This is a genomic window from Tenuifilum sp. 4138str (genome assembly GCF_041102575.1).
GTDB classification, from domain to species: domain Bacteria; phylum Bacteroidota; class Bacteroidia; order Bacteroidales; family Tenuifilaceae; genus Tenuifilum; species Tenuifilum osseticum.
This window is the reverse complement of the sequence record NZ_JBGCUE010000006.1, coordinates 180,392-186,835: the sequence shown is the minus strand read 5'-3', so window position 1 is coordinate 186,835 and position 6,444 is coordinate 180,392. Positions and strand designations below refer to the sequence as shown.

General features: G+C 40.9%; 6 protein-coding genes. All 6 read right to left on the bottom strand.

Features of this window, described 5'->3' with window-relative positions:
• Positions 1–228: 228 nt before the first annotated feature.
• Positions 229–2,262: a dipeptidyl-peptidase 3 family protein gene (locus AB6811_RS07865; protein ID WP_439655717.1), complete on the bottom strand. Its 2,034-nt coding sequence runs from the start codon at positions 2,260–2,262 to the stop codon at positions 229–231.
• A gap of 70 nt (positions 2,263–2,332) precedes the next feature.
• Complete coding sequence (locus AB6811_RS07860) at positions 2,333–3,241, bottom strand: hypothetical protein (RefSeq protein ID WP_369489900.1); 909 nt, start codon at positions 3,239–3,241, stop codon at positions 2,333–2,335.
• A 10-nt stretch (positions 3,242–3,251) separates the two neighbouring features.
• A complete protein-coding gene (locus AB6811_RS07855; protein WP_369489899.1) occupies positions 3,252–4,442 on the bottom strand; it encodes an aspartate aminotransferase family protein in 1,191 nt (396 codons plus the stop codon).
• Positions 4,443–4,448: 6 nt separating this feature from the next.
• A complete protein-coding gene (locus AB6811_RS07850; RefSeq protein ID WP_369489898.1) occupies positions 4,449–5,162 on the bottom strand; it encodes a LytR/AlgR family response regulator transcription factor in 714 nt (237 codons plus the stop codon).
• Between the two features lie 62 nt (positions 5,163–5,224).
• Complete coding sequence (locus AB6811_RS07845; protein WP_369489897.1) at positions 5,225–5,935, bottom strand: TrmH family RNA methyltransferase; 711 nt, start codon at positions 5,933–5,935, stop codon at positions 5,225–5,227.
• Between the two features lie 61 nt (positions 5,936–5,996).
• A complete protein-coding gene (locus AB6811_RS07840; RefSeq protein WP_369489896.1) occupies positions 5,997–6,269 on the bottom strand; it encodes an HU family DNA-binding protein in 273 nt (90 codons plus the stop codon).
• Positions 6,270–6,444 lie beyond the last annotated feature (175 nt).

Sequence of the window (6,444 nt, the reverse complement as noted above, 5' to 3'; positions counted from 1 at the left end):
AATCTATGAAATTTATAGAAACTAAAGTACCTGCAATGAAATTGCAGGGTTTTAACCAATTCCTATGATAATAAAAATGTGAATACAGAAACATTTTTAGAGGAGGTTAGCCAATTGAAACATCCATAAAAAATAAATAACTTGTTTCTATTGACTTATCTAAGGAAATTCCAAACTTAAATTTGATAAAAAAAGCCGGGAATACCCGGCTTTAAAAATTAAAATATGTTAGTTATATAGGGGTAGATATGAGTAGTTCTTTGAATATTCTAACATCTGCTCAACATAGCTATCGGGGTATTCCACCAAGGCATCTACCACACTGTCGCCCTGAATAACCGGGACAATCCGGGGGTTAATAAAACCTCCATATGGTGCAATGTTTAGCTTTGCAAACCGATCCAGAACCTGCTTATGTAAATCGAAATCAACCTTAACGGCGTAGTTCTCAACCAAATCTTTACCGGCCTCAAAATCGCCAGTTGATTTAATTCGCTGGATTTCTTTTAGAAGCTGCCCGAAAAGTTGACGGAGCTTCTCAAAATCGTTAACCACAAAGTAAACCTTGCCATCGCGCTCTTTGCGCTCAATTACATTATCGGCTTTTCCCTGCTCATAGCACCACTTTGAAATTAACTGACGATTACGCATATGGGCCTGTTCTATGTTCTTACCCAGCTCAACACGGGTAAGCTGAGTCATAAGACCATTTCGTATATAATTAGAATACTGAACCTTAGCCACATCCAGATTGGGAATTAGGCCAAGCTCAACCATTTTGGGGTCCATTATGTAATAAAGAGCAAACAGATCGGCACGGGCCTCTTCCAACGGCGAACCGTAATTTTTAAGTTCATCGCCTTTAACTCCATCGGCTAGCTGGCCTGATCCGTGGCCAAGGCACTCATGCAAATCGGTATGTAGGCTGCTTGCCAGGTATCCATACTTTTTGTTTAGCTCAACCTCCTGTGCCGACCAGGCAAACTCCTCCAGGAAACCATTTCCAAGAGCCGCCTGATCGTAGGCGTATGTAATATTATCCATGGTAACCGATTTTGAACCATGAACTTTACGGATCCAATCGGCATTGGGCAAATTAATGCCTATAGGGGTTGAAGGGTAACAATCGCCTCCCAGCTGAGCAACGGTAATTACCTTAGCCGTTACTCCCTTTACCTCTTTCTTCTTGAATTGATCATCAATTGGCGAGTGATCCTCAAACCACTGAGCATTTTGACTTATTGTTTGAGTGCGGCGGGTTGCCTCATCGTTTCTGAAGTTTACAACCGACTCCCAGCTTGCCTTGTAGCCCAAGGGATCGCCGTAGTTCTCGATAAATCCATTCACAAAATCAACTCTGGATTGTAAATCGTTTACCCAAAGTACATTGTACTCATCAAACTTTTTAAGGTCGCCGGTTTTGTAGTAATCTATCAGTTTTTCTATCACCTGGTGCTGGTGGTCGTTTTCAGCAACCGTGGCGGCTTTCTCCAGCCAGTAAACAATACGTTCAATGGCTTTACCATACATGCCATCGATATACCAAACCTTTTCAACAATCTTTCCGTTTTCCTTTACCAACTTTGAATTTAGCCCGTAAGATATAGGGGTTGAATCGGCAGGATTTGCCATGCTGGCATAAAACTTTTCGGCTTCGGCTTGAGTTACACCCTCATAGTAATTACAAGCCGACTGAGCCACCATATCAACACCAGCTTCCTGGTTAACCCTTTTGGGAGCAACGTTAGGGTCAAAAATGATTGGCAAATACTTTTCGATGATTTGAACCTTACCTCCCAACTCCGAAGGAAAGAGTGAATCAGGGGTTTGGTTTACGAGCTGTGTAAAGTACTCAGCGCTAAAACCAGGCATAATTTTATCGTTCGAGTAATGGTGATGGATTCCGTTTGAGAACCAAACGCGTTTCAAATAAACCATAAACTGGTTCCACTGCTCACCATTCCGTTCGCCAGGATACCCTTTATATAATGCCTCCAGTATTGAGCGCACGGCAAGATTGTGCTTATAATTCTGATCCCAGATAATATCGCGCCCACACTTGGCAGCCTCGCTTAAATAGTAAACCAACACGCGCTGTTGGGGTGTGAGTTTTTCAAACTCAGGAATTTGGTAACGCATTATACGTATGTCGGCAAACTGATCGACTTGCCACTTGAAATCATCGTTCTTTTTTCCTGAGTCGCAACTGGAAATTGCAAATCCGGCAGTTGCAAAACAAATTAAAGTCATTAGCCTTTTCATTTATTTAACGGTTAGTTTGATTGTTTGTAGTTATTATACTCAAGATAATTTGCAAAAAAGTAAACCATAATCATTTTTTGGGTGATGAGTTAGGCTTGTAAAGGAATCCCGGCTCTTTAATGTCGACCGGAGCGTTTACCGGCTTAGGTTTTGATCGACGTGGATTTCTTAAATCCAAATCTCTTACATACACCCATTCAGTACCCTCAAGCTTAAAACCATCGAATGAGCCATCGGGGCCGTAATACTGAAAGTCGCCTGCAAATTCAGGGCTTGAAGGTGAAAGATGATCGAAAACAATGGTTTTGCTATCATCGTTGTATCGTAACACCATGTTTACTCGGGCATTGAATTCAAATACAATCCGCGATAGCCTATACTTACCATCAACATTGAAAACCGGTGAGCCAAAAATTGGAGTACCTTGGCTATCGAAAGTTAGAACATCTATAATCTTTTTTGATGTAAAAAGATTATTGAAATCGTATCCCAACAGAACATAAGCATTTCCGTTTGCCGTTGGGAACTGAGCCAATTGATAGTAAAGCGCGGCTATCCATCGATCAGCAGGTAGCTTTTCGTTTTTTACATCGGTAATATTTTTTCGACCATCCTTAAGTTCAATCAACGCCACATTTCCATCGGCCTTTTTAACCTGCAACAAGCCAAAATACTTTTGGTAACCACCCGGCTGTGGGATATTCCAGGTAAAAATCCGAAATCTGCCATCGGGCGATTTTAATTTCCCTATTCGGATTGAATCAAAAGGATAGGTAAACGAGCTTTGAACCTCCAAGGTACTCCTGAGCATACCTAAAAATATTGTATTCAACGAATCGCGACGGGAGTAGGAGGTTTCTGCTGAAATACTGTTAAAAACTAACTTTAGTGAATCCTCAGTTTTAACAAAATCGAATGCTGCCTGAGAAAAAAGTGAAAGCGGCAAAAAAAACAATCCCAAAAATACTACACTGCGCATAACAGAAACTTTATTGAATAGCATTTAAACCCTCAACTATCAGATTTGCAACGGTTCGGCATTCATCCTCAGTAATTATAAGAGGTGGAGCAATGCGGACTGCTGTATTACAGAACAAAAACCAGTCCAAAATGAATCCGTGGTCGAGGCCATACTTAATCAGCGCCTGAACCGTGTCAAACGTTCCCAGCTCAACAGCCATCATAAGTCCGGCTCGACGCACCTCCCTAACCTTTGGATGCTTTGCCAAAGCCTCGGCAATGATTGAGCCTTTATGTTCAACCTGTTCAACAACTTTCTCATGGATCAAAAAGTTGAGCGATGCAATGGCTGCAGCGCACGAAACCGGATGCCCTCCAAAAGTAGTTATATGTCCTAGAATTGGGTTGTGGGTTAATACCCTCATAATTTCTTTTGATGAAATAAAGGCCCCCAATGGCATTCCACCGCCAAAGGCTTTTGCCAGTAACAGAATGTCAGGGATAACCTCAAATCTTTGGAAAGCAAACATGCTTCCAGTACGCCCCATTCCAGTCTGTATCTCATCAAATATTAGTAATGCACCCGTTTCACTGCATCGTTGTTTCAACTTACGAAGGTAATCAACGTTAGGTAATCGAATACCTCCTTCGCCCTGTATGGGCTCAATGATCACGCAGGCTGTTCGGGTTGTAATTTGATCTAAATCGGCTATACTATTAAAGTTTAATATACGTACATCGGGGAGTAGGGGGCGGTAGTTTCGCTTCTGCTCCTCGCAACCCATTACGCTTAAAGCGCCATGTGTGCTTCCATGGTATGCATTTTTGAATGCTACAATCTCACTCCTACCGGTAAATCGTTTTGCTAGCTTAAGCGCACCCTCAACGGCCTCGCTACCAGAGTTAACAAGGTAAACCGAATTTAAATTCTCAGGCAGTAACCTGGTAAGTTGAGCGGTGAGCTCAACCTGAGGTTTTTGGATGTACTCCCCGTAAACCATAAGGTGCATGAAATCAGCCGCTTGATTCTGAACAGCTTTAACCACCATGGGGTTCCCATGACCAAGGTTACTTACTGAGATGCCGGAAATTAAATCGAAATACTTTTTACCATCTGGCCCAAATAGAAAAACCCCGTCAGCTTTATTTATCTCAAGCATTAGGGGCGATTCCGATGTTTGGGCTAAATGCTCCAGAAAGAGCTGCCTCAACACATTCATTTCGTCCTACTTATTTGCAATTAGTTTTAGCTCGTTTATCAATGACTCGCGATACGATTTTCCAATGGGAATGGTTTTACGACCTTCGTTGCTCCGTATCGATATCACGTTATCCTCAATGGATTCAATTTTACCAACATTAACTATAAAGGAGCGATGAACACGCTTAAACCTCACGCTGGGTAGTTGATTTTCAATAGATTTCATGGTTAAATGAATGGTAAACCGTTCATGGCTGGTCACAATAATCACGTAGTTTTCCATTGCCTCAATCCAAAGGATATCGCCATACCTAACCCGTACCAGCGAGTTATTTTTCTTGATAAAAATTTCCCTATCATCGTCGAATGGCGAACGTAACTGGTTGTAACGCTCATAGGATCGGGATACTGCTTTAAAAAATCGAGGGAAAGTAATGGGTTTTAAAAGGTAATCGGTTACACTGTAGTCAAATGCCTTTAGGGCATACTTTTCCTTTGACGATATAATAACAACTTGGGGTTTAGCTGAACTGGTCTCGAGAAAATCGATTCCCGACATCTCGGGCATTTCGATATCAAGAAAAACCAAATGAACATCGTCGTTTTGGTTTTGAAGGAAACTTAGCGCCTCAATAGGATTGGAGAAAGAGCGAACCAGACTGATAAAGTCAACCCTTGAAGCATAGTCCTCAATTAACCTTCTCGACATCTCATCGTCATCTACAAGTATACAGTTCATAACCAATTGTTTTGCTGTGATTTTTTTACGAATTTACAAAAAATTGATAGAAAAAATTCAGGCTAATGCATTTTTAGTTCATTAAAAAAACGTTTTTCTATCAAACTTGAGTTACGGATTGAAGCCCTCAGCCACTGAAGCATCAGCTTATCCTGTTCATCGGGCGATAACCTATAATTAATTTCAGAACTCCGAATCCTGTTTGTTAGCTCATAAAGGGTTAAGGCAACTGAAACCGAAATATTGTAACTCTCAGTGAAGCCAAACATAGGTATTCTAACATACTCATCGGCGTTTTTGAGGGCTAATTCCGATAAACCGGTAAGCTCAGTACCAAAAAGCAAAGCAACCTTTCCCTTTGATAAATCGAGTTCCCTAATAGTACAATCATTATCGTGCGGAGTAGTAGCAACAATTCTATATCCCTTTTCTCTTAGGGCGTTAATCGCCTCAAGGGTGTTATTCTCAAGCTTGTTGTACCGGCGTAGAGTAAGCCATTTGGAAGCCCCCATATCAACCTCGCTATCAACTGAGAATTTGTTGCGATTTTCAATTATGTGTATGTCCTGAACGCCTAAACAATCGCAAGTTCTAAGGGTAGCGCTTGCATTCTGAGCCTGGTAGATATCTTCAAGAACAACAGTGACGTAGCGTGTTCTATTACAAATGATGCTCCTGAATAGCTGATACCTTCTATCGTAAATAAATTGCGACAGGTAATCAATCAGCCTTTTGCGTAGCTCTTTATCGGTGGGGTCAATATTCAGCTTCATTGAACAAAAATAAAAAAGGAGAACCAATGCAGGCTCTCCTTTTTGAAAAAAAAGCAAATAATTAGTTAACTTTTCCACTAAGTTCGCTACCAGCTTTGAACTTAACAACCTTTTTAGCCTTAATGTTGATGGGCTTTCCGGTTTGAGGGTTGCGGCCAGTTCTAGCATTTCTCTTAGCAACTGAGAAAGAGCCAAAACCTACTAGAGCAACGCGGTCACCTTTCTTAAGAGCGTTACCGGTAGTCTTGATGAAAGCGTCAAGAGCTTTCTTAGCATCGGCCTTGGTAATCTTGGCTTCAGCAGCAATTGCATCGATTAATTGTGCTTTGTTCATAACAAATAGAATTTAGGGTTAATAATAGTTAGTTGACTATCAAAGACAAAATTATTACATTTATGAATAAATGCAAGTTTTTTGAAATATTTTTTTGCCCCGATAGCCATTTTTGTTGATTTTTATAAACCATTCTCTTTATATGATGCTAATTTACAGTGTTTTTTTGATACAA